Raw genomic sequence first — 23371 nt, 5'->3', positions numbered from 1 at the left:
CTTCTTCAGAATGTTTAAAATATAAAATGGTCAATTAGGAAAACAGATAATAAATTGAACTTATTTATGAAAAATCAATTTTTAGATGATTTATTATGGTTTTAAATGTAAATATTTTGAGCAATTTTATGATTCTAATAATCACTAGTAATTATTTTTTTCAGAAGTTAAAAATATTAAATGCAAATTTTTAGAAATCAAATTCCGTTGATTACTTTAATTAAAGTTCGACATTAGTTGACCTACAAGATTTTTATTACACTCTATTAAGGTTATTTTAAGTAAAGGCTATTTGATTAGAGTTTATTGCAGACTTTTTTTCGATGAATAAGTTGATTGGAATGGAGGGGTGCTCGACTCCTATGGGATTAGCGGGAAGGCTGAGACCCCGCAGGCTTGCCGAGGAGGCTCAGGTCTCGCCCCATGGAAAGCGAGGATCCTGTAATGGAAATCAACATCACTCTACTCCTTTTACGAAAATTTGGTAATTTAATTGACAAGGTTGTTTTTCAACAGCGTGAAAAAGTGATACTCAAATAGTATTACTTCTTAATCAGTTAGAAATTTATAAAAAATAATTTTTATTGTGTTGCCACTTTTTTATTTTTTTTAATTTTACCAAAAGGTTTAAAATACGTAATGAATGTCATGAATGCTAAGCAAGTTAAGTTAAAGATTCCAGTTATTATAATTGATAGCCAGGTTGATTCAAATTTATTTTGATTAAGTGCACTCGCCCCTAATCCTTCTGCGGTTTTTACTAAATATACGAACCAATCATTAATCAAAAAGATGCCAATCAGAATAATTAAGAAAGTTAAAACGAGTTTTATAACAACCCAATAATGCTTTACTAATCCCCACTGTGTCCAAACAGAAAGTAAAATGCCAGTAACTAAAGTTGCAAGTGCAGGATATTTTAATAAATTTTCATCAATGATCTGCATACTCGATAATGTATAAATAAGCTGATCTGAGTTTTGCGCATTTTTTAAATAGAAACCTAATATTATTAAACTTAATGTACCTCCAAACCAAGCACAAACTGCTAAAACATGTACACTAACTAATATATTTTTTTTCGTTAAATTTAATTTCTTTTTAGCCACTACTCTGTTCCCTCCGTTTTCATTAATTTTATACTTTTCATCATAGTGGCTAGATATAAACTTACTATTATCAATTCCTTAAATATTTCTTAAATCATTTCTTCAACGAAACTGCATTTTGATTGGCGATGGTTTACAAATAGGGAAAGGACTTATAAGGGTATGAGGACAACTAATAAATTTGTATTTTTGGGGTAACGTTGTAATTTACTTAAATAACTTTAAAGAGCACAAACAAAACTCACAAATAAGACTTGTAAATAACGAATAACACCTATGTAAGTAAATAAAAAAGAGTCATCCCTTAAGTCAGCACTACTAACTCACCAGATAACCCTTAAATTGATAAATATTTAAATTTAATCTTTAAACCGATATCCCGCTCCCCATATCGTCTCAATATAATTCGGGTTGGATGGGTCAACTTCTATTTTTTCTCGGATTTTTCGGATATGAACAGTTACAGTAGAAATATCTCCGACCGTTTCAAATCCCCAAATTCGATCAAATAGTAATTCTTTACTAAATACTTTATTTGGATTTGAAGCAAGAAAGATAAGTAGGTTAAACTCCTTTGTTGTAAATATTTTTTCTTCTCCATTAACAAGAACTTTTCTAGAATCTTTTTGAATTGTAAGTCCCCTTACTTGAAGTTCTTCTTCATTCATTTGACCTTTATTTGCTAAACGTTGATACCTTGAAAGATGAGCTTTAACTCTGGCTATTAATTCACTTGGACTAAATGGTTTCACGATAAAATCATCGGCCCCTAGACCAAATCCTCTAATTTTATCAATATCTTCTGTTTTTGCTGAAACAATTAAGATCGGGATGTCTTTACTTTCTCGGATTTTTTTACATATTTCAAAGCCATTTAATTCTGGTAACATTAAGTCAAGTATGATTAAATCATATTCCTTCGATAAAGCTTTTTGAAGTCCGCTTTTACCATTTGATTCTATTTCAACTTCAAAATCATTTATTTCTAAATAATCTCTTTGTAATAATGCGATACTTTGATCATCTTCAATAATTAAAATCTTTTTCATTTTGTCACCTTTTAGTTTGATTTCTTATTTAATGAAAGATAAATGTTTGTATATTCACCAATTTGACTTTCTGCCCATACTTCTCCACCGTGCTCTTCTATGATTCTTTTTGCAATGGCCAGCCCGAGTCCCGTCCCACCAGTTGATAGATTTCTTGATGGATCGGCTCGATAAAAACGATCAAAAATAAACGGAAGTGCCTCTTTCGAAATCCCCTTACCGTTATCATGAAATGTTATCGTTATTTTTTCTTTGTCATCTATTAATTTTATAATAATTTGTTTTTCATCTTTATCCATGTATTTCAAACTATTTTGAATGATATTTGTCATTACACGTTTGAATTGTTCTCGATCTATTAGTACTATACTATTTTCTCGATCCACATTCTTACGATAAGTAATACTTACATTTATCGGTTCTAAATCAAATTTCAATTCCTCGATCCGATCCACTAAATAATCATGAATATTTACTTCTTCAAAATGAAAGGGTACTCGTTTTAAATCTAACTTCGAATAAAGGAATAGCTCATTAATCAATTGATCCATATCCAAAGTTTTCATATAAATTGTTTCAATATATCTTTCCATTTTTTCTGGTGTGTTCGCTACGCCATCTTTAATTCCTTCAATATATCCCTTTATTGATGTAATTGGCGTTTTTAGATCATGTGAAATATTAGCAATTAATTCTTTTCGATTTTCTTCGTATTTTTTCTGTATTTCAGCTGACTCTTTTAGATTTCTTCTCATTAATTCAAAGCTAATAGCTAATTGACCGAGTTCATCATTACTAAGTGGTTTAACTTCAAAATTTAAATTTCCTTCACTAATTTGTTTAGCAGCATTAGTAAGATTTTTTACTGGTCTTAGTATAGTTCTTGAAACTAAATATGATAGCACTCCATTTGTAATTGCAAAAATAGGGACAATGATTCCGAATCGAAAAAAATAAAACGAATGTGGTGGATGATCATTAAATTTAGGCACAAAAACTTTATAGTAAAACAGACCGAGTAAAATCTCGATGAGGATAAAAGAAATGATTGGAATAACAATCATAGCAATATTAGATAAGATTAACCGTTTTCGAATCGACAATATATATTCCAACTTTCAGGCGAGTGATGAACTATTATAATATTTCATTTTTGTTACTTATTTTGGCATAGTATAATTTAGAAAAATTAATTGCCTATTATTAAATTCTTAAATAATTCTTAAATTTTATACTACCATTCGCCAGAAAACTAAATTTAGGTAAATATTAAAAAAGGTGTGACACAAGCATAAGCGTCACACTGTTCATTAAAGTAATGATGTTTTACATTTCTACAGGCTACCAATAAAATTCATTTTATCTACTTCCATCAAGTCGTAAGCACCATCAATTAGTTTTCGAACATCTTGTAAAGTATTTTGCAAATTAACAGATGCTCCTTTTGTACCTGTGAATTCTTCTGCTACGAAAAATGGTTGAGTTAAATAGGCTTCTAATAATTCACCCCGTTTATATGTTAATTTTTCATTTTCGGCTAATGAATCTAATCCATGTACTGCAACAAACGATCTCAACTCACGATATCGACGTAGTAATTTCTGAGCTGCTTTTTGCACTTGGTTGTGGGTATGGTCTGGTTGATTATCTTCTAAAACTGTAGATGTCGAATGAATAGGATTAATTGCAGGGTATTTATGTCTGAAAGCTAAGTCTGCATCAAACTGCCATAATGTTTCTAAGGGTCCGTAAGGGAAATCTTCATCCACCGCTTCCCCTTTTAAATCAACTAAAAAAGTAGTTACATCTTCAATACCGATATCTGCTAATTTTTGTTGGAGACGGTTTATATCACCAGTAATGACGTTTGAACGATCGGCTGCGAAAGCAAACTCAACATTTTTTCCCGCTTTTGCAATCGCTTCATAAACCTCATCAATTGAATAACATACTAAATTTACATCTGCTAAAATATCGTCAATTTCAGGATGCTCACCTTCTGGTTTTAGTAAAATCGTAAAATATGAATCATTCTTTAATTTATATAACATTTCAGCTAATACAACTAATTGACCCATGCCTGGTCTTGCAACTAACCCGACTGTACCACCTTTTACTAATGGAGCAAATAAATCAAGCGTTTTTATACCCGTTTCAATCATCTCAATCTTCTCCCCTCTAATAATCAGTTCATCCAATGTACATTCTGCTAAAGCGGCTAATGCGACTAGTGTTCTTACTTCTGAGCGACCAATTGGAATTTTACCAGTACATAAATTTGAAACAGTTGCTGGTCGAAGTCCAACAGATTTCGCAGAAGTAGTCAAATTCGGTACTCTACGGCGTAATAATGCGACATTCAAGCGTAAATTTTCCATTTTTCTCCTCCTTTAAGTTTAATTTATTCGAATTTACAGAATTATGCAAGTGTTTTTTACTTTATAGAGTAATTTTTTTACTTTTAAAAGTAAAAATAGGTGTTATTAACTAAAAGCGCTTTATATTTTAGAAAATAATTGGTTTACAGTAGAACTAAGAATTTCCTATCTATGAACATTAAAAAAGAGAAGTGGATCAGTCTTCTCTTTGATGTGTTTCTATATGAAATGATCATTCTATAAACCTTCATAATAATAATCTTCTTTCTATAATACCAACATCGCTAATTAAAATGGATATTTAACTATCAGCCCAAACAAATAACATTAATTTTCATACTTTAATAAGGATTAAACTAAAAAAGGAGTTGATAAAATGAACTTTTTCCCTCAATATCGGACATTTCCAGGATTTCCAGGACAACCGGGCGGATTCCCAGGGCAACCAGGTGGATTCCCAGGGCAACCGGGTGGATTTCCGGGACAACCGGGTGGCGGAGGTCAAGGCACGGCTCAAGGTCAACCGACTGCACCACCGCCTTCATTCACTCCACAAATGTCTCAAGCTACAGCATTCGCAATAGATCCAGGTGCAATTGCTGGTTGTCGATTTAGAAATACTTATGTTTGGTTGAATAATGGAGAACAATTTTGGTACTTTCCAACCTTCGTGGGCAGACAATCAGTTGCAGGCTGGAGATGGATTGGCTGGAGATGGGTTTTCTTTGGAATTGATACAAGACGAATTAGATCGTTTACGTGCTTCTAAAAACTATCGCTACTATAGCAAAAAGCCTTGTGATTAATTATCACAAGGCTTTTTAACGAAAGTCATTTCTAACTTACTAGAATATACGTTTACTTGATTTCTACCATTCATTTTAGCCAAGTACAGAGCTTTGTCGGCAAAATTCTATTATAGAAGATTAATTTTCAGTACTATTTAAGAAATAAGCCCATCATTAAAGTATTACAATACTTTCCGTTTAGATAAGTATCTTCTTTCATTACCCCTTCAATTTCAAATCCTAATTTTTTATACAATTCAATGGCTTTAAGATTATCTTCATTCGTAACTAATTGAATTTTTCGAGTTAGATCATTTTGTTTAGCCCAATCAATTAAAGATTGCATTAATAATTTCCCAATACTTAATCCCCAATATTCTTTTTTAACTACTATACCTAGCGTACCAACATGCTTTGTACGTTCCTTTTGACTGGAATTGATGGAACCGATACTTATTATTTGATCATTGTTGGTAACTAATAAAATAATTGAATTTTTTTCTTCGAATGTATCTTCTAAATATGTCTTATATTCAGCTTCATTTCTTTTAAACTCGTTTCCTCCGAATGATAAAAAATTCGTTTCTCCACCTACGATGTTATAAAATTCTATCATTGATTTAGCATCAGTTCCTGTTGCTTGACGTACTTTTACTAGATCTCCATTTTTTAAGTTTAATTCAAACATACTATTTTACCCCTTTACAAATTAAAAAATAGCTGCATAAGCAGCCATCTTTAACATTTACATTTTATTAAACTAAGATTCTAAATACAGTTTATCATATACCATTTAAAAATCCATTTTATTCTCAACTATCTTTCTTTTCTCACTAGTAAGAACAACTAATAGCGCTCCACCTAGAACAATAGTCCCACCTATTATTTGCAGTAAACTCATATTTTCATGGAATAGAATGGTTGAAAATGTGATTGTTACTACTGGTTCAACCATACTTAATACTGCTCCTTTTGTCGGTCCTATTCGTTTTACACCAGCAAAAAATGTCCCCATTGAGATAACACTTGATATAATCGAAATACCTAAAATTGATAGCCAACCAATCAATTTAAAGTGAATATGTATTGTGCTTGTCGATACGCCTACTAGTAAAAATGAAATGCTTGCAAATAAGGAAATATATGCACTTGTTACTAATGGAGGTACATGCATCGAGATCCTCCCACCAACAATTATGTATATTGAGTAAACAATTGCTGCAGCTAATGCTAATATGATACCGAATGGATTTATATTTTGCGCTGGAGCTCCCAACACTAGTACAATTCCAGCCAACGATAGTAAAATCGATATCATTATATTTTTTGTTAATTGCTCTTTGTTTACTAAAAATGATAGAATTGCTACAAAAATGGGATATAAATAGAGAATTAATGCTGCTAATGAAGCAGGAATATATTTTACTGAACTAAAATAAAAACTTGATTGAAGCATATACAATACTCCACCTAGTAAAACAAACAATCCTAATTGTTTTTTCGTAATTTTAACTAATTTTTTTCGAACTACTAAGTAACTAAAAAACATAATTGTCGCAAATGTAAACCTTAAAAATAATAATGTATTCACACTTACATTTTGATCATAAGCATAAAGCGCAAAAATAGGCATTAATCCAAAAGCTATTGCAGATATTAAAATTAATAAATAACCGAAATACAAAGTATTTTCCCCTTTCTGTATCATTTATCTGAATATTATAATTAATAGATATCAGTTTAACATAAATCGCTATTTCAATCTCTAGCCATTTACACTATGTACATAAAAATTATGCAAGTCATAATTTAATGATAAATTTTAAGGGAGTGATGAAAGTGGAATTATTGGGAATTCATCATGTTTCACTACTTACTACAAAGGCTGAAAAAAATTACGAGTTTTACACTAAAGTTTTAGGGATGAGGCTTGTTAAGAAAACAGTAAATCAAGATAATACTTCTAGTTATCACTTATTTTACGGTGATGCAAAAGCAAATCCCGGGACAGAAATAACCTTTTTTGATATCCCTCATCTAGGAACTACATATCCAGGTCACTCGATCGTATCTTCAACTTCATTAAGAGTTGCCACAACTGAGTCACTTCATTATTGGAAAAATCGCTTTGAAGAGCTTAATATTTCACATGATAAAATAATTAAAAGAGCAAATCGAGATACACTCGCATTTCAAGATTATGAAGGTACCAGATTAATTTTAGTAGCAGATAATGGTGAAAAAGGTGTTGCGCCAGGTACTCCTTGGAATAAATCAAATATCCCAACCGAGCATGGAATACTTGGCTTAGGTCCAGTGACACTTACCGTAAAAGATTCGATTCCTACAAGTAAAACTTTAACGGATGTTTTAGGTTTTAGACTAGTTGGCACTTATCCTTCTATTGAAGAGAATTTTGCAAGTATAGAAGTTTACGAAACCGGACTAGGTGGTGCTGGAGCAGAAGTTCACTTGGAAGTAAGACCAGACTTACCGAGAGCTAGACCTGGACGAGGTAGTGTTCATCATGTAGCTTTTAGAGTACCGAACGAAGAAGAATATAATAAATGGGCTGATAAATTAAATTCACTAGGGATTACGAATTCTGGAAAAGTAGAACGCTACTATTTTAAAGCGCTCTATTTCAGAGAACCAAATCATATTTTATTCGAATTATCAACGGATACCCCTGGATTTGATGTAGATGAAAATATTGATGCTTTAGGTGAACGGTTAGCATTGCCTCCATTTCTAGAGCCTAAACGCACTGAGATCGAAGCTAGTTTACGGCCATTAGATTTTAATGAACATTAATTTGAGACATGGGCAACTGATTTTAATATGATTTTACTTTTAATTTCAAAAGTCATTTAGCATGCTAGACTAATTTGCAAGTAAGTTGCAACTAAAAATCAATCATCTAAATTCGCAGAGTCCCATAACAAAAAAGCGCTCAACACGAAGGTTGAGCGCTACTATTCATGACTTGTTCGGTTTTCCCATCTTTAAGTGATGCTTACAGTTTTGCGGATCGGATGACTGACCACCCACTGTATACTTTTTTCGTTCCCACTAATTTGTAAGCCCTCACCTTGTAGTAATACGTAGACCCTCTTTTTAAATTCGAGTTCGTCACTTGAACAGATGTTGTTGATTTAATTAGCGTATAGGAGCCACTACTTTTGGTTGCTCGATAGAGTTCGTATCCCGAAGTGCCTGTTACCTGACTCCAAACGATTTTGAGACTGGTTGAACTGGATTTTGTCACCACGATACTTTTTGGTGTAGGTGGTGTCGTGACTGTCCATTTCGCATAAAGCATCGTATTCGTTGTGACTTTATTACTTGAAAAATTCCACGGTGTTTTCAAGCTTGCCTCTTTGTACCACCCACCAAACGTGTAACCTGTTCGTTTGGGTGCTGTTGGCGCTGTGATCGTGGTGTTGTAGTCTGTTGTTTTCGCACTAACTTTACTTCCACCATTACTATTAAAATTCACTGTGTACTGATTAACTGTCCATTTCGCATAGAGCGTTGTATTTGCTGTGACTTTATCACTTGTAAAGATCCACGGTGTTTTCCCACTTGAATCTTTGAACCACCCACTAAATGTATAACCTGTTCGTTTTGGTGCTGTTGGAGCGTTAATGATTGTGTTATAGTTTGTTGTCATCGAATTAACTTGACTTCCACCAGTGCTGTTAAAGCTCACTGTGTATCGATTCAACGTCCATTTGGCATACAATATTGTATTCGCTGTGATTTTATCACTTGAAAAAACCCACGGTGTTGTCCCGTTCAATTTATACCACCCTGCAAATGTATAACCTGTTCGTCTAGGTGGTGTAGGCGCCGTTATGGTCGTGTTTTCGTAAGCAGTGGTCGGACTTACTAGACTTCCACCCGTACTATTAAAGTCCACTCTGTACGATCGAATGTTCCACTTCGCATACAGTGTCGTATCTGATTCGACTCGATCACTAGATTCGTACCATGGTTTTGTAAGATTTTCATCCTTATACCATCCACCAAATACATACCCAGTCTTCGTCGGCTGCGGTATATCTAGTCGATCAAAAAGACTGCCTTCTTCATAATATCTGTCCGAAACGAACGAACCTCCATTGCTATTGAAACTCACTTTATGATACGGAAGAGATACGATAACGAGTACTCTTGCTTTGTACTCACCAACCTCTGAGGTCGCTGTAACTGCAACCTTTCCTCTTTGAATAGCTGTTACATTCCCATTTGAATCAACGGTTGCAACCGACGGATTACTCGATGACCAATGGATGGTTTGATTAGACGCATCAACTGGTGTCACCTCTGCTGTTAGTTTCCCTGTTGTACCGATTGTCAAATACAGTGGGTCCTCAGGCAGTGTGACTTTGACATAATCGTTCACGACGATTGGAATTGTCAGTTTCTCTTCATTATTTTTCGTGGATACCCCTTCTAATACCGCTGAACCGGGACCTATCACACTAACTCCCCCGTTATAATAGGAATAGACTATTGACTGATTCGAACTGGTCCAATGAAAGGTTTCACTTGCATCCGCCGGATTAACGGTAACTAACTGGAAATCCGTACCGTAATCGACTGTTAGTTGTTGAATTTGATTAAGTGGACGAAGATCAAGTATGATGGCATAATCATCAGAAGCAGCAGAACCGACCGCTAGAATTCCGTGTTCATTTGTTGTGACACCGTTAAATTCATCATAAACCGAGCCACCAATGGTTTTTTTCCACACAACGTTACCATCACGGTCATATTGAACGAGTAATGCATCTTCTCCATCCGTATTGAGATGGTCCAAATCACCATCATTCGAGAACGCACCACCCGCAGCTAGAAACCCATCACTTGTTGGTGTGACTGCGTTAAAACCATCTGATCCACTCCCCCCGAACGTTTTCTTCCATACAACGTTTCCGTTTACATCATATTTTATAATTAATGCATCAGACGAAGCTTTTCCTGCGATGATAACTCCATCATCTGTTGTTATGATGCTATTGTACGAAGAAAAAAGGCGACCACCATATGCTTTTTTCCAAATGACATTCCCTTCTACGTCGTATTTCACGATGAATCCAGTCGGAAATCCTTCGGTCAGACCTGTTACATCTCCATCTTCTGAGCTTGTTTCTCCTACCGCGATATAGCCATCACTTGTTGTGATAACTGAGTGAAACATATCAGATTCACTACCACCAAATTTTTTAAGCCAAATTTGGTTCCCATTGTTATCATATTTGACGATAACCGCATCGCCATTCAAATAACCAGCAGTGATAAACCCATCACTTGTTGCAGTGACGGAGTTAAATGAATTTTTACTATTGACACTTCCTAGTTCATTTTTCCACTCAACGTTCCCATCACGGTCATATTTCACGATGATGGCATTTATATAACCCTCTTTTAGGGTTAAATCACCATCATTCGAAGCGGCATAGCCAACTGCTACTGTACTATCACCTGCTGTTGTAACTGCATTAAATGCATCACCGCTACTACCACCAAACGTTTTTGTCCACTTGATGTTCCCATTCGGACCATATTTCACGATGATGGCATCTTCGTACCCTTTATTAAGGCCCAATAATTCACCTTCTGTTGAGTCCGAATAACCTACTGCCACATGATCATCGCCCGTTACGGTAACAGAGTTGAAATGGTCACGCTCACTATGACCATCACCAAACATATCTAGTTTGCCGAGCATTCTTGACGGTTCATTCGCTGCTTTAACAGTTTGAATGAAGGAAGTTAAGTTACTAGTTGAAAAAAACAATAAGCAGATAAGGACAATTTTAAAAGTAGTCTTCATCATTCACACACCCTTCTAGATCGACCAACGATGTCATCGAACTTCTATTAGACAATTATATAATTGTTCAGACTATCTTGATAGAGTTTTTCTACCAATTCCTTCCTTTGATTTTTTCGAGTCTTTAAAGTTGAAACTTAGGGGTGAAACAATGCAGTTAGATGAAGAAATGCTAGAAAAGAAGATTGGACTGCAATTAAAATCCGAAAATAGCAAATAAAAATTGCAAATCTGCAATTAAAACTTGAAAACCGCAAATAAAATTAGCAAATCTGCAATTAAAAATCAAGAATCGCAAATAAACTGAATAATTACCTATGCCAGTAAGGGTATTACGAGTTAATAATTTTACAATACTAGCAACTTTGAATTGGCAAACTACCAAATATGCTCTAACACATACAAAATAGTATAAAATTCTTCTAATAACCAAAATAAAGTACGATTTTATTAACTATAGATGAAAATTATTATGAAATACCCCCACTACTTTAGATCACCAAAGCTCTGGTAATAATATCTGATGTTCTAAAAAGCGTTCTTATAAATATTGAAAAAAGAGGCGCCTTTCGTGTCAGTTAACCTGACTTTTGAGACAGCCTCTTCCTTTATTCTTAAATAAAAATATCTAATACTAATGTAAGTCCAAACGCTACAAACGAAAGAAGTGTTTCCATTACTGTCCATGTTTTGAATGTTTCTTTGACAGTTAATCCTAAGTATTCTTTTACTAACCAAAAACCTGCATCATTTACATGTGAAAACATTAGTGAACCGGCGCCAGTTGCAATAACAAGTAATTCTAAGTTTACACCTGTCATATGTGCTACTACTGGTGAAACAATTCCAGCAGCTGTTGTTAAAGCAACCGTAGCAGAACCAGTTGCTATTCTTATTAAACCTGCTACCAAGAATGCAAGTACGATTGGTGATAGTGACATTTGTTCAGCCATAGTTGCAATGGCAGTACCAACACCGCTTTCAATAAGAATTTGTTTAAATGCTCCACCTGCACCGATGATTAAGATAATTGAAGCTAAAGGTGTTAAACATTCATCCGTTAATTTTTTGATTAAAGTTTTGTCCATTCCTTGGCGATACCCTAATAAGTAATATGCTGCAAAACAAGAGATTAATAGAGCAATTACAGGGCTACCAATTAAAATGAAGAATTTAGCGATTGCACTAGGTAGGGATAAGTATGGTGTAATTACCGTTAACACCATTAGTAAAACTGGAAGTAAAATAATGAAAAATGATACTCCTGTACTTGGTAAAGCATTCGACTTCGTTTCAACTCGAATTAATTCTGGTTCACCAATTGGCGTTACACGTTTGTGAATCCATTTTGAAAAGATAGGACCTGCAATAATTGCAGTTGGAAAAGCAATGATTAATGAATAAAGTAGGACGCGTCCTAAGTCTGCATTATAAATACCAATCGCTGTCATCGCACCAGGATGTGGTGGCACTAAACCATGTACGATTGATAAACCAGCAAGTACTGGGATACCAATTAATAGAATATTTGAATTGGTAGATTTACGAATTGATATAACAAGAGGTAACAAGATTACTAGACCTACCTCAAAAAATACTGGAATTCCAATAATAAATCCTGAAAGCAACATTGCCCATGGAAGGTTTTTTACGCCGAATTTTTTGATAAAGAAATCAGCTACTTGCATTCCTGCTCCAGAATCTGACATCATTTTTCCTAAAATCGTACCTAAAGCTAAAATCCCAACAAGATGGCCGAGAACAGCGCCTACTCCTGTTTCATAAGCAGTTACAATTTTATCCATTGATACGCCAGAAAAAACGGCTAGGAAAAGGCCAGCTACTGATAAACTAATAAATGCATGCCATTTCCACCACGATACTCCTAATATAACTATAACGATTGCTACTAATGTAATTCCTATTAAATATAAATCCATTATTTCACACTCTCCCTTAGTAATCGCTTACATTTTATATAATGAAGATACATTACTGCGTTGAATCATTGTAAGTTACAACGTAATTTTGTTTGGCCGTATTATAGTACCCTTCACTGATTTCTAAAACATTTCCATCTTCATCACTAGAACGACGTATTCTTTTTAATGTGGTTGTGCCTTTTTCTAAATTTAGAATCTCACAAACATGATCCGGAGCGACCGCTACTGCAAATTCATCTCGGAAAGATTCTAATCGAATATTATTTTCTTCTAAGAAACGATATAAGGAACTGATCTGTATGTCTTCTATTTCTTCTTCTGTGACATCAATTGAAATATAGTGTGTAAAGTGAATATATGGTTCATTTTCCAGTAAATAAATCCGCTCAATTTGGACATATTTATCACCAAATACAGAATAAGGAATAGAATCCGCTGTTATTTCCGGCTTTTTTATACTCAGTACTTTTTTAGTAATATGATGTCCTTCCTCTACTAGAATTTCTGTAAAACGTTTCCCTTTTGAAAGTTTTGCGCTCGTTACATTCGCAATAACCTTTGTTCCTTTACCACTTTTCTTTTCTAAGTATCCTTCTTGAACAAGTTCTTTTATAGCATTTCTAATCGTAATTTTACTAACACTAAACTCTTCTTCTAACTGAGGTTCAGAGGGAATATTTGTGTGAATTGGATAAACTCCGTGTAAAATTCGATCCTTTATCATCTCTTTAATTTGTAAATATAACGGTCCTTTTCTACGATTCACACTCATTCCCTTACCTCTCCTTTTTTAGCGCTTAATATCATCAATTGTCCCAGCCATAGCTGATAAAATTTCTGCTTCAGTTGACATTGGAGTATCTCCAACAATCGTACATGCTAACATACCCGCTGTTTGAGCAAATTGAACGGTTTTTTCTGGTGAAAACTCAGTTAACACACCATGTAGTATACCGCTAGTATAAGCATCTCCAGCACCAATTCGATCGTATACGGAAAATGAAGTATTTTCCGAGAAGTGAAACTCTCCATTCGTGTAAATATATCCACGTAATGAATGTGAATTATCACTATTAATTGCTCGGTGCGTTCCAGCAATAGTTTGTATGTTATATTGTTTTGCAACTTTAGGAATAAGGTCTTTCAGTTGTGTTTCCCGGGAAGTACCTTCTGTCTCCATTCCTAAAACATACATCGCATCTTTCTCATTCATCATCACGATATCAGCTAAAGCTAGCATTTCTTCATAATGAGGTTTTGCTTTACTATATCCTCCATCCCATAAAGAAGGTCTGTAATTACAATCGAAACAAACTAATCCGCCATTTTCTTTTACTTTTTTCGCGAGCATTTTCATTGTTTCTCTGACATCATCTGTCATCGCTAGTGTAATACCACAAAAATGGATCACATCTGCTTGTTTTGCAATTAGATCAAGATCATAATCGATATAAGATGCAGTATTAAAGCTACTTTCTAACCGATTAGTATAAGTCACACGACTGGAGCGCTGTCCGAAACCATTTTCTAAAAAATACAGTCCAAGATATTTACCGCCTCTAGTTATATAATTTCGATTAATTCCTAATCGCTGTAAGAAAGCAACCGCAGCATCTCCTAATGGATTGTTTGGCAATTTTGTTACCAAATAGCCTTCATGACCAAGTTTAGTCAACGCAGAAGCAACATTTACACCAGTTCCCGAGAAAGAATATTGTAATGCGTTTGCTTGTGCCAGTAGTTCATACCCTGGCACTTGCAATCGCATCATTACTTCTCCGAAAGCAACAATTTGTTTACGCATATTTTTCAACCAAACTTTTAGTGATTGCTAATAATTTTCTTACATCTTCAGGATTAGTTTTTCCAGTTTCTTCATTAATAATTGAAGAATATACATGTGGGATAATTTTAGGTACTTTTTCTTCCAATGCAATTTCTAAAATCTCTTCAAAATTCTCTAAATCAATACCACCTGTAGGCTCTAGGGCAAAACCTTCTTCACCACATGCTTTTGCTACAGCACGGAACTCTTCTACGTGTTTTAAACCTTTCATTGGGAAGTATTTTAATGCATTTCCACCCATGTCACGAACTAAGGCAATCGCAGATTTGATTGGTACAATCGCTGTTTCGCTAGCAGCACTTACAGGTCCAGTAGAAATATTTACATAGCCTACTTTTCCAGTTGGAGATACAAGGGAATTGATCCAGCTATCTTTTTCACCTAAGTTAGCGCGAGTTGCTCCTACTGCAGGAAATACTTGATTAATATGACTTCCTGGATAATGTTTAGCGATTTCTGCAACAACTGCTGCTTGTTTGTTATCACCAGCACCAAGTCCAATCGATACTGCTTCATCAATTGCTGCACCGTATTCTTTCATTGCTGTAACTGCAGCCTCTACAGTTGGGTAATCTTTAGAAAGAACACCTACTAATACATGACCTTCTGCAGCTTCAAAAACTTCAACTGCATTTTCAATACTATTAGCTAAAACATTTAATGCTACTCGGTTGTTATAAAAACGTTTTTCAATTTTTGTCATTGTTCAGTTCCTCCTAATATTGCTCTAAGTTGTGCTTCTATTACGTAAATATCATCTGATTGTAGTGGTCGTGGATCAATATCAAAAAATCCTTGACGAACTCCGTAATCACGAGTGTAAATCGCGATACTACCATTCTTTAATTGATCATTTACATCCTTTGCTGTAGTTTTCGTTACAACAGGATCAATTTGGATTCGAGCTCTAAAAATAGCTCGTCCCGCTTCATCTTGTACAATCGTGACTTTTAAACCATCGATCGATTCTAGTGATTTTAAAACTTCTAAACTAGCTTTTTCATTTTCACTATTATCTTTTTTGACAAAATATTCATCCAAAGCCTGCAGCAGACCAAAAGTGGTTTCTTTACCAACTTTCATACTTCTACCGATACAATATAATTGTACTTTTAACCATTCGATATATTTTTCCTTACCAGCAACAATACCTGAAGTAGGTCCTTCAATCGCTTTCGAACCACTATATATTGCTAAATCAGAAAATTTGACATATTTTTGCAAATCTTCTTCAGCAGCAGCATCTATAATGAAAGGTACATTATTTGCCCGCGCTACTTCCCAAGCTTCTTCAACTGAAATCATATTTTTTTGAACAGCATGATGAGATTTCACATATAAAATTGCAGCTGTTTTTTCATTAATAGCATCTGCAATATGCTCAACTTTCCCTTCATTTGCATAACCGACTTCTACTAATTTACCTCCACCAAGGAAAATCATTGTTTCAACTGGAGCACCATACTGTACGTTGTGCCCCTTTAACATAATGATTTCATTTTTATGAATTGGTTCTTGGTGTAATCTTTCGCTTTTACGTCTGTTTCCTTCAGTTACAATGGCCGCTACTGAAAGTGCAATTCCACTTGAAGCAGAGTTAACAACAACAGCTGACTCTGATTTAAGAAGACCTGCAATATGAATTCCAGCCTTATCAACTAAGTCCGAAATTTCAACGTAATTTTGACCACCTATTTTCATCGCTTCCATTACAGTGTCCGTAGGAGCAGAAACACCTAATATACTCATCCTACCGCTTGCATTAATTACCCTTTTCAAACCATATTTAACATTCAACGTGTTCTCCATTAATAACCACTCCTTTTACTACGATTTTTTGTTCAGCTTTACGCTTGTCTCCTTCAGAATCAAGTAAGGTTATCACTTCATCTTCAATAGTAAATAAAGTGAGGTTCGCAATATCTCCTACTGAAATTCTTCCAAGTTCCGGTTTATTAAGCCACTTAGCCGCATTAACGGTAACAGCATCAATAATCTCTTCTAGTGAATAACCTAAGTATAAAAATTTTGATAAAACATGTGACATACTATAGACTGGTCCATTCAATCGATTTTTCCGATAAATATCAGTACTAATCGTATCGAATTTAATTCCATGTTCTTTAGCTTGCAAAGCCGTTTTAAACGAAAAACTTGCATTGCCATGCCCAACATCCAAATGAACACCTCGATTAATTGCATCTAGAAAATTTGGAAGAGGTCTTCCCATTTCATCAAATAAATTATTTGCTTTCCCATTTAAGTAGTGAGTAATAATATCTTTATTTTCAAGTAGGTTTAGAACATCATTAATATCTGGAGGTCCTGAACCTATATGAACCATAAGTGGTAAATCTGTTTCGTTAGAAAACTTACGCGCTATTTTTAAAGGTTCGACACCATTTTCACCTACTACACTTTTGCTAATCCTTGCCTTCAGTCCGATAATAAAATCTTTATGCTCTGCAATCGTATTTTTGAGTTGATCCTCATCTAACCAAGACAAATCAGATAACTCATCAATTCGTTTTAAGCCAATTCGCGAAATATTTAAAAATGCGAAAACATTTGTTTTTGACTTTTTACAGCTACTAACCAATTCGGACAAATTATCAGCACCAGTGCTACCCGCATCAACAATTGTAGTAACACCTGTTTTATAACCGATCTCGTCGACATCATCACCATATGGCTCAAATTCTGCATATGCATGGACATGCAGATCAATCCAACCACTAGAAACAAATACATTATGCTTGTAATCTACTATTTTCTCACCATTACCAGTTCCAGCAGCTACAATGTCTATAATCTTTTTATTTTCTACTATGATATCTACAGAACTTCCGTCTATCATTTTTACATTCTGTAGTACGAAATGATCCTTCATTTCCCCTCATCCTTTTCAGTAAACAAAACTAAATTGATTAATGTATTCGTTTACATCAATCTTGTTTATTATTCCAATGTAGAATAACATCTAAATTCGAGTTAGTCAATATAACGTTATAATGTTTAAATATTTTTTTATCCTTTTACTTAAAACCAATCACGAATAACATGTGTCATCAGATGCTCTATTCATCACTTTCATCCTGCTTACTATTTGCTATTAAAATTTTTTTATTATACAAAAAAAGCTTGTAAACATGGAGGAAACTCCAATTGTTTACAAGCTTAAGCGAAGTGAATTTACCAAATTCGTTTTCATAATCAGTAATATGATACTTTTAGTATACAATTAATTCTTTTTTAAATACTTTTTGCGATTTTGTATTTTTAAACCCAATCTTTTCATAAAAAATAAGTGTCTCTAATCTAGTTTCATTTGTCCGTACTCGTATTTCTTTAAATCCCGATAATTTTGACCATTCTTCGCATCTTTCCACTAGTAACTTACCAATTTTTTGACCCCTATATGTACTGTCAACAATCAAACCATCAATTTCAACATATGGTGGAGACTCAATCAAATATCGTCCGTGAGCATGAATCCATCCAATAAGTTGACCTTCAATTTCTGCTACAATGACAACATGATCATTCTGACCTAATATTTTATTTAATCTTTCAATGACTTCATCTTTTTCAACATTGTAACCCAATTGACCTGATAATCTAGCAATTTCTGAACTATCATTTGTTGAGGCAATTCTATATTTAATTTCCATACTCCACCTCGCATTTTATTTTGTATTTACAAATTGTTTTTTATTTAATACTTGTACTTCTCTAACTAAGACTTTGTTATTTGAATCATAATACAAAATGTTAGAGCATAAAAGCTAAAGGAGAAACATTCTGAATTTTCGTCTTTTTCTATCGAATTAAAATTGTTTCAGATTCCATTAACATTTTTATTTAATCAATCAAGAATATCAACAATCTAAAAAACCTATCCAATTCGGATAGGTTCAAAACCTAATTGATTCCTAAAGACTTCTTAATCGAATCAATTGTTTTTCCATTATACTCCTTAACACCAGTAGGAGTATCTAATACATAATCATTCTCTTTTAAATAATTTGGTTCAAGTAACTTGAAATCCAATGAGTCAACTTTACCATCAAAATTAATATCAGCATTACGGTTATTCGAACCCCAATTTTGTTCGAGTAGTATTACATCATAAATATCAACTACATTATCTTTATTAAGATCCCCAGTATTTTCTCTTACAGTAGGATAAGAGATACTTTCACCAATAAAAATATCACGATCTTTTCGACCAATTTCCATAGGTGTGTAAGTAGTAAAATGACCTGGGACATCTATGATGACTGTATATAATTGTTGCGTAATTGGAAGTTTACTGAATACTATGTTTCCATTCTTTTGAATTTCACCAGTATAATATTGACCATTGGAGTCTCTTGCTTTTGCTTGTGCACCGATAGTAGTGTAATCAATTGCAAAGTTAAAACTGCCATTTGCATTTAACAATCCTGCTGCGTTGATTTTTGCAGTAGCATCTGAATAAGCTGAGTAGCTTGGTAAATATCCAACTTGAGTATACGGGTTTACTGTTTTACCATTTAGATCTTTATACGAAGATGAAGTGATATAGAAAAAAGTAGTATTAACGTTTACAAAAGTATCTCGGTTCGTCTCTACTTGCATATCAAACAATGGCGTATCACCAGTTATACCATCACCTGGTGCCTTTATATTAATTGTATTTGATTTGCTGGTAGTTCCTGTTGAAGTAACTGTAAATTGAGTATCATCAGATAAAGCCTTATTTTTATTAAATCCGACTGAGTTAAAAAATCTTGAAGTGTAATCGAATTTAAGTGTTAGATCTTTTGCATTTTGCAAACCGTGAGCATAGAACGTATAAGTTAATTGATCACCCATTGTAAAGGATTCTTTATTTGGTTTGGCATAGATATATTGTGTTCCTGGTTTCATATAGTAAACTACTTTCGCCATCGTTGAATTACCCGCTCTGTCCGACGCTACAAATTGGAGCATATTGACTGGATTTGGAGAATCCACAGATATTTCTTTGGAAAACTTACCATTTGCATCAGTAGCAATACCAATGGCCGGAGCGTTTGGTCCATACCAAGCTTTATTAGTTGCTTGTGTAACATTCATACCGCTATTTTCCATTTCCGTTGCTTCATTATCTATAATATTTCCAGATAAAGTAACTTTTTTTTGGCCAGGTGCTAATTCAACAAATGGAAGATCACCTTTAGGTAGTGCATTTGTATCATCTAATGTGAATGTTGGACGGTTATTATCGATATATACTTGGTCTGTTTTGGTGTACTGTTTTCCGTCTAAATTTGTACCAATTACTTTCATTTTATATATTCCTTGTGTTGCTTGAATCGATGTGTAGCCAACTGGTTTCTTAGCATTACCTGTAAATGGAAAATATCGACCAGTAAAGGCTTTTTGAATATAGAGATCCTTATCAACTCCTGCACTTGACACATTAATTGTACCAATTATTCCTAAATCTTTATTAGTTTTTGGATCTACTAAAATAAAATCTAATGTTTTCATCGGTGAATTTAATTTAAAATCTAAATCAGACGCCTTAAAGCTATATGGTGCATTATCACGAGTTGTAGAGATGCTTGGCGAATGAACTTTGAAATATTCAAAGCCTTCTTCTACTAAACGGAATCCAAATGGAATTTGATAATGATCGTCTGGATCTTTTTCATTCACAACATGAATATAGCCCTCATATGTTCCTTTACTAGCAGTTGTTGGGATCGTAAGTGTTGCAGGAATCATCTCCTGGCTATTTTTCTTCATTTTAAGATCTTTAGGTAATGTTACACTTACCCCGTTTGATTTAGCATCCAAAGATCCACGTGTACCGATGTTATATTCTACCGAAATATTATATTTTTGCATTTTATCAGTATGATTTGTGATTAATATATTTGTAGTTTTGGAAATAGCCTTATTATCTACAGGAATAAAACCATAACTAATACCACCAGTTTGCTCATCAATATTTACTTTTTCATTATTTTTAATAAATGGCGTTGTATCTTGAACGCCTAGTTCGATACGTGAATAAATCGCTTCATAAGGATCTACTCTTCCTGCCCCAACTTCAAACACGCTGTATTTACTTCTTAAAGGATCCGCTGTATTCATCAAGACGGTTTTAATATCAGCAGGTGTATAATCCGGATGAGCTTGTAATAATAATGCAGCTATACCAGTAACATGTGGAGTTGCCATTGACGTACCAGACATTCGCATATATGCAGAAGAATAATCTGTTGAATCATTTTTGTTATTGATATATGCAGGAACAGTCGATAATACATCTACACCTGGTGCTGTAACTTCGGGTTTAATATCATATAAAGTTCCTGATGGCCCCCTAGAACTAAAGCTAGCTAAATCATCACCAGGAATTACATCTTCACCAATATTACCTAATGTAACTGATGGTGTACCATTACTAAATAAATCGCTAACCGCTAAGCCATCTTTATTTGTCATTGAAAATACCGGGATATTATCATTGCTTTCTCCCAAATAATACGGGATCTGTCCCTCAGTGGCATTATTGTTGTATATAATTACCCCTACAGCTCCATTTTGCTTTGCATAGTTCATTTTATCAACAAGTGCATACGTCCCTCGAGCAACAAATGCAATCTTACCTTGAACATTTTTTCCTGTGTAATCTGTTGGACCACCTTCTCCAACATTTACAATTTCAAATGTTTTTCCAGACATTTTAGTAAAATCATCTGTCCATTTTTTTGTCATTAATCGAAGAGTACTATCCGTATCTTGACCGTTTACTAAAAATTTACTTGCGAATGTAGTAACTGCAGTTGGTACAGAACTCGCACCTACCGTTAATGCAAGTGCTGCTGCACCTGGAGAGCCTAGTGTGTACATACTATCTCCAGCGTTTCCTGCTGCAACGACAGCTGTAACACCATTTAAAACGGCATTATCAATCGCTAAGCTTGTTGCTTCTAATGGATCGTTTATGGAGGCTCCAAGCGAAAGATTAATTACATTCATCCCATCGGCTACCGAACGGTCAATTCCTGCAATTACTGCAGAATTAGAACCTGAACCATAAGGTCCCAATACGCGGTATACATATAAGTCTGAATCAGGCGCTACTCCGGTTACTTTATAATCAGAATTATTTTTCCCTCTTCCAGCAATCGTTCCGGAAACATGCGTACCGTGATCAGTATAATATGAGCTGCCATTAACAAATTCAGCTTTTTTAGAAGCTTTCCATTGATCGTATGTTGCTTCCATTGGATCATTATCATTATCTACGAAATCATAACCACCTTTGTATGCATCTTTTAAATCAGGATGGTTATAGTCAATACCCGTATCGATAACACCAATCTTAATATTTTTACCTGTAAAACCTTCCGCATGCAATTTATCAATCTTTAAAAATGGTAAACTATCAACCTTTGTTTGGTCCTTTTCGACTGGTTCAACCGGTGGCTTAATTTGTATTGTTGAATCACTATAAACAGCTTTAACTGTATCCAAATCTAGTAAATCCTTAATTTGATTTGCTGGAAGAGTCAATGAAACGCCGTTAAACGCATTCTGATATGTATATTTAATTTGAATTCCTTCATTAGTTGCTTTCTCTTTATTTCCTAATTTTTCTTGTAATTCTTGTTTAAAGTGAGCATGCGACTTAGTTACATTTTCCTTCGCCTTTTCTAATGAAATTGACTCCCCTTCAACAGCCTTCTCTAACTGTGCTACTTTAGCCGGAAGTTCTTTAAATTCAACAATTACAGAAACATCTTTATCACTTGATAGGTCGATATCATCTGATAATTGCAAACCTGTTTTTGAATCAGCAAGATCTAACTGATTCAAAGCCTCTCTTTGTTCTGGTGTAAGTGATTGTAGAATGCTTTCTGCTTCACTTGAGTTCGCATATGCTGGCTTTTTACTAATCATAGTCGATCCCAAAATTGTACTGCTAGCTAAAACTAGTACTGATGTGGTTTGAAAAAATTTACTACTTAACCCCTTCATTTAATAACCTCCAACTTTTTCTTAATTAAAAGATTCTAAAATAAGAAAGAATATATGTGATTTTTCAGAAAAATCACTTAACTTAGATTATAGCTAGAGTTTTTCTTGAAAAGTATTGGGGGAATTTTCATGAATGAAGGAAATTATAAAATAAATTAACTGTCGATATTAGTAAAATTTAGTAAAAAAATAAAGTATTACATTTACTTAAATGTAGATTTGTGTAATTTAATGTAAAATTCCATTAAAAAACTTGGGGGAAATTCACTAATAACGACTTATATTATTGTCTTACTAAATTTTAAATTAAAAATTTTTAACTATTAGTACAATATAAAAATGATCAGAGCAAGGGTGTAAGTGAGTGGCATCTTAAATACATTGTCATCAATTGTTT

17 protein-coding genes are annotated in these 23371 nt (G+C 34.1%); 2 read left to right on the top strand and 15 right to left on the bottom strand.

The annotated features are described in order from the left end of the window. Positions 1 to 581: 581 nt before the first annotated feature. The 4 genes from BM319_RS02115 to BM319_RS02100 all read right to left on the bottom strand — a co-directional run bounded on the left by BM319_RS02115 (position 582) and on the right by BM319_RS02100 (position 4536). Positions 582 to 1109 (bottom strand): hypothetical protein, encoded by a 528-nt coding sequence (locus BM319_RS02115; protein ID WP_069032094.1) that lies wholly within the window; start codon positions 1107 to 1109, stop codon positions 582 to 584. Positions 1110 to 1468: 359 nt separating this feature from the next. Continuing rightward, positions 1469 to 2158, bottom strand: a complete 690-nt coding sequence (locus tag BM319_RS02110; protein WP_069032093.1) for a response regulator transcription factor — start codon at positions 2156 to 2158, stop codon at positions 1469 to 1471. 11 nt (positions 2159 to 2169) lie between these two features. Then, positions 2170 to 3261 (bottom strand): sensor histidine kinase, encoded by a 1092-nt coding sequence (locus tag BM319_RS02105; RefSeq protein ID WP_069032092.1) that lies wholly within the window; start codon positions 3259 to 3261, stop codon positions 2170 to 2172. A 231-nt stretch (positions 3262 to 3492) separates the two neighbouring features. Then, the gene (locus BM319_RS02100; protein WP_069032091.1) at positions 3493 to 4536 is read right to left on the bottom strand and encodes an ATP synthase beta subunit C-terminal domain-containing protein; all 1044 of its coding nucleotides are present in this window, start codon (positions 4534 to 4536) and stop codon (positions 3493 to 3495) included. 376 nt (positions 4537 to 4912) lie between these two features. On the opposite strand from BM319_RS02100, the gene BM319_RS02095 reads away from it, so the two are divergent. Beyond that, a complete protein-coding gene (locus tag BM319_RS02095) occupies positions 4913 to 5305 on the top strand; it encodes a transporter (protein WP_069032090.1) in 393 nt (130 codons plus the stop codon). A gap of 170 nt (positions 5306 to 5475) precedes the next feature. Here the strand turns inward: BM319_RS02095 and BM319_RS02090 are convergent, their stop codons facing one another. Both BM319_RS02090 and BM319_RS02085 read right to left on the bottom strand, forming a co-directional pair. Further along, positions 5476 to 6012, bottom strand: a complete 537-nt coding sequence (locus BM319_RS02090) for a GNAT family N-acetyltransferase (RefSeq protein ID WP_069032089.1) — start codon at positions 6010 to 6012, stop codon at positions 5476 to 5478. A 105-nt stretch (positions 6013 to 6117) separates the two neighbouring features. Next, on the bottom strand, positions 6118 to 7008 hold the full coding sequence (locus BM319_RS02085) for a DMT family transporter (protein WP_286143659.1): 891 nt from the start codon (positions 7006 to 7008) through the stop codon (positions 6118 to 6120). Positions 7009 to 7163: 155 nt separating this feature from the next. On the opposite strand from BM319_RS02085, the gene BM319_RS02080 reads away from it, so the two are divergent. Next, a complete protein-coding gene (locus tag BM319_RS02080; protein WP_091021164.1) occupies positions 7164 to 8138 on the top strand; it encodes a ring-cleaving dioxygenase in 975 nt (324 codons plus the stop codon). Positions 8139 to 8340: 202 nt separating this feature from the next. Here the strand turns inward: BM319_RS02080 and BM319_RS02075 are convergent, their stop codons facing one another. From BM319_RS02075 to BM319_RS02035, 9 genes are all read right to left on the bottom strand, one after another. Further along, on the bottom strand, positions 8341 to 11169 hold the full coding sequence (locus BM319_RS02075; protein ID WP_091021163.1) for an InlB B-repeat-containing protein: 2829 nt from the start codon (positions 11167 to 11169) through the stop codon (positions 8341 to 8343). A 611-nt stretch (positions 11170 to 11780) separates the two neighbouring features. Next, positions 11781 to 13106, bottom strand: coding sequence for a GntT/GntP/DsdX family permease (locus tag BM319_RS02070; RefSeq protein WP_069032085.1), 1326 nt, complete (start codon positions 13104 to 13106; stop codon positions 11781 to 11783). A 52-nt stretch (positions 13107 to 13158) separates the two neighbouring features. Beyond that, positions 13159 to 13881, bottom strand: coding sequence for a GntR family transcriptional regulator (locus BM319_RS02065; RefSeq protein ID WP_069032084.1), 723 nt, complete (start codon positions 13879 to 13881; stop codon positions 13159 to 13161). Positions 13882 to 13899: 18 nt separating this feature from the next. After that, positions 13900 to 14913: a sugar kinase gene (locus tag BM319_RS02060; protein WP_091021162.1), complete on the bottom strand. Its 1014-nt coding sequence runs from the start codon at positions 14911 to 14913 to the stop codon at positions 13900 to 13902. Continuing rightward, positions 14906 to 15658, bottom strand: a complete 753-nt coding sequence (dagF, locus tag BM319_RS02055; protein ID WP_091021161.1) for a 2-dehydro-3-deoxy-phosphogluconate aldolase — start codon at positions 15656 to 15658, stop codon at positions 14906 to 14908. Before dagF ends, BM319_RS02060 begins: the two co-directional genes overlap by 8 nt. Further along, positions 15655 to 16764, bottom strand: a complete 1110-nt coding sequence (locus tag BM319_RS02050) for a DgaE family pyridoxal phosphate-dependent ammonia lyase (protein ID WP_091021160.1) — start codon at positions 16762 to 16764, stop codon at positions 15655 to 15657. Before BM319_RS02050 ends, dagF begins: the two co-directional genes overlap by 4 nt. Continuing rightward, a complete protein-coding gene (locus BM319_RS02045; RefSeq protein ID WP_091021159.1) occupies positions 16742 to 17845 on the bottom strand; it encodes an amidohydrolase/deacetylase family metallohydrolase in 1104 nt (367 codons plus the stop codon). Before BM319_RS02045 ends, BM319_RS02050 begins: the two co-directional genes overlap by 23 nt. Positions 17846 to 18185: 340 nt before the next feature. Beyond that, on the bottom strand, positions 18186 to 18626 hold the full coding sequence (locus BM319_RS02040) for a GNAT family N-acetyltransferase (protein WP_091021158.1): 441 nt from the start codon (positions 18624 to 18626) through the stop codon (positions 18186 to 18188). Between the two features lie 250 nt (positions 18627 to 18876). Continuing rightward, on the bottom strand, positions 18877 to 22974 hold the full coding sequence (locus BM319_RS02035; protein ID WP_091021157.1) for a S8 family serine peptidase: 4098 nt from the start codon (positions 22972 to 22974) through the stop codon (positions 18877 to 18879). Between the last annotated feature and the right edge of the window lie 397 nt (positions 22975 to 23371).

This window comes from Bacillus sp. UNCCL81 (assembly GCF_900112535.1).
Lineage (GTDB): Bacteria > Bacillota > Bacilli > Bacillales > Bacillaceae_G > Gottfriedia > Gottfriedia luciferensis_B.
This window is presented reverse-complemented; position numbering and strand designations above follow the sequence as displayed.